Below are 3000 nucleotides of genomic sequence, written 5' to 3' on the forward strand. Positions count from 1 at the left end.
TATTTTACTTAACTTTATTCTGTTCAATTTTCAAAGACCATTTTCTCTGTCGCCCTCAAGCGACTTCATTATCTTACTACTTATAAGATAATTTGTCAACAACTTTTTTTATTTTTTCTAACTTGTTTTTCAAGTTATCTTCTAAGTTGTTTCCGAGAACATAAAAGATATTATCACGTAAAGTATTTTTTAGTATTTAATATTTCTCCCATTATTCTTATTTTACCTTAAATAATTTAAAATATGTATATATTCCTTAATTTTTCTACTATTGATACGTGTGGATGAGTTGTTATTAATAATCTCCTATTAACTAGAAAATTGATCTATTTTATAAATATATTTTTCTTATCAAGATAAATATAAAGAGTATCTATTATTTAGATACTCTTTATTTTATATTATTTTAGGTTTTTCAATAAATCCCTCAATTACAGATTCTTCTTTAAATGATACTCCTGAATTTACTATTGCATTGTTTATCAGTGAAAATTTATCTACTACACAATTATCCATAACTATACTATTAATTATTACTGCTCCATTTTTAATTATTACTTCTCTTCCTATAATACTATTCTCTACCTTCCCCTCTATATATGAACCATTAGCAATTATAGAATTTTCTACTTTACTATCTTTAGAATAGTATGTTGGTGGCTCATCTTTTTGATTTGTATATATAGGTCTGTTATAAAATAGTTCCTTACTTATTTCTAAATTTAATATTTCTTTATTGGTATTAAAATAGGAGTCTATTGAATTTATACAAGCTAAATATCCTTCAAATTCATATGCTCCCATATTTAATTTTCTTGTATTACTTATTATATAATCATTAATTTTTTTATAAAGACCCGTAGTCAGGCTATCCCTTACCATATTTATAAATAGAGAAGTCCTCATTATATACATTTCCATATTTAAATTTACGTTATTACTTTTATTCGATATTACTTCTATACTTTCTATTTTTCCTTCAGGATTAAATTCTATAGTTTGGCAATTTTCATATTTATTTTTTATGTTTATATCCTTCTTATAAACAATAGTTATATCATTATCTGATTCTCTATGATAATTTATAACATCTTGATAGTTAATATTACAAACCATATATGATGATGCCATTATTATATATTCTTTATCACTATTCTTAATAAAATCAATATTTTCCATAAAGCTATGAATATCATCATAAGCTGGATCATACTCACTATAATTAAATATTCTTAATCCATATTTCTTTCTATGAAGATCCCAAGGCCTACCATTGCTCAAGTGATTTATAAGAGGATATGATTTTTTCTTTGCAAATAATCCTATACACTCTACTCCTGAATTAGTTAGATTTGATAATACAAAATCAATTATTCTATATCTCCCTGCAATAGACATTGATGATATCGTGTTATTATTTATTAAACTTTTCAATTTTTCTTCATTTTCATCTAAATTAATAATTCCTATACAATCCTTCATTAAACCCTCCAAATATTATACCACTTCTAATGGATTCATTCTCTCTCCATATTCTATAGTTTCATTAGCTGCTATTACTGTAATATCTTTTCCATTACCTATATTGCAATTTTTTGATACTATTGCATTATTTCCTACTATTGCTTTATTAATTATTACGTTATCTTCTATTACTGCATCATTCATTATTACTGAATTCTTTATTATAGAATTTTTACCTATAGTAACTCCTTGAAACAATACAGAATGATCTATCTCCCCCTCTATAATGCAGCCTTCTACAATCAAAGATTCTTTTACAGATCCATTCCTCCCTATATATTGAGCCGTCCTGGATATATTTTCACTATAAATTCTCCAATTATGATCATATAAATTTAAATCATTATTAAATTTTAATAAATCCATATTAGCTTCCCATAAACTTTTTATAGTACCAACATCTTTCCAATATCCATTATAGGGATATGCAAATAACTTTATTTTTTTCTTTAACATACTTGGAATTATATTTTTACCAAAATCATGATTTGAATTACTATCTTTTTCATCTTCTATCAAGAACTTTCTTAATATCTTCCAATTAAAAATATATACCCCCATAGAAGCTTTATTATTCTTTGGGTTTTCAGGCTTTTCTTCAAATTCATATATAGAAAAATCATTTTTTGTATTCATTATTCCGAATCTACTAGCCTCATTTATATCTACTTCTATAACTGCAATTGTAGCTTCAGCTTCCTTTACTCTATGAAAGTTTAACATTTCTTCATAATTCATCTTATATATATGATCCCCTGATAATATAAGCACATACTTAGGATCATATCTATCTATATACTCTATATTCTGATAAATAGCATTTGCAGTTCCTTTATACCATTCTCCACCCTTTTCCTTTTGATATGGAGGCAGGATACTAATTCCTCCATCTCTCCTATCCAAGTCCCAAGGAGATCCAATACCTATATGAGAATTTAGCTCTAAAGGCTTATATTGGGTTAAAACTCCAACTGTATATATTCCTGAATTTGAACAATTACTTAAAGTAAAATCTATAATCCTATACTTACCTCCAAAAGGTATAGCCGGTTTTGCTAGTTCCTTAGTTAATACCCCCAACCTAGAACCTTGTCCACCAGCTAAAATCATAGCTATTATCTCTTTTTTGCTCATTATATCCCTCCTTATTTATTTATCTTACATTTATTAATATGAAGGATACATAGTTTATATGTTTGTATTTATATTTCTATTGAAATAAAAAAAAAGACTATATCAATAAATTGATATAGTCTTGCTACCTGGCAACGTTCTACTCTCCCACACAGTCGCCCGTGCAGTACCATCGACGCTGTAGAGCTTAACTTTCCTGTTCGGAATGGAAAGGAGTGTTTCCTCTACGCCATCATCACCAGATTTCAGAGTGTTCTCTGAAAATTGCATATGAATAATTTTTAACATTTCCAAAATTTATTGGTCAAGCCCTCGACCTATTAGTATCAGTCAGCTAAATAT

At 27.0% G+C, this 3000-nt stretch carries 2 protein-coding genes and 1 rRNA gene; all 3 read right to left on the reverse strand.

The window, feature by feature from the left end; genetic code table 11:
- Positions 1-396: 396 nt before the first annotated feature.
- The 3 genes from glgD to rrf all read right to left on the reverse strand — a co-directional run bounded on the left by glgD (position 397) and on the right by rrf (position 2901).
- On the reverse strand, positions 397-1482 hold the full coding sequence (gene glgD, locus E5347_RS16630) for a glucose-1-phosphate adenylyltransferase subunit GlgD (RefSeq protein ID WP_136008342.1): 1086 nt from the start codon (positions 1480-1482) through the stop codon (positions 397-399).
- Between the two features lie 15 nt (positions 1483-1497).
- Positions 1498-2658, reverse strand: coding sequence for a glucose-1-phosphate adenylyltransferase (locus E5347_RS16635; protein ID WP_136008343.1), 1161 nt, complete (start codon positions 2656-2658; stop codon positions 1498-1500).
- Positions 2659-2784: 126 nt separating this feature from the next.
- A 5S ribosomal RNA gene (gene rrf, locus E5347_RS16640) occupies positions 2785-2901 on the reverse strand.
- Positions 2902-3000 lie beyond the last annotated feature (99 nt).

The organism is Clostridium sartagoforme (assembly GCF_004794105.1).
Taxonomy (GTDB): domain Bacteria; phylum Bacillota; class Clostridia; order Clostridiales; family Clostridiaceae; genus Clostridium; species Clostridium sartagoforme_B.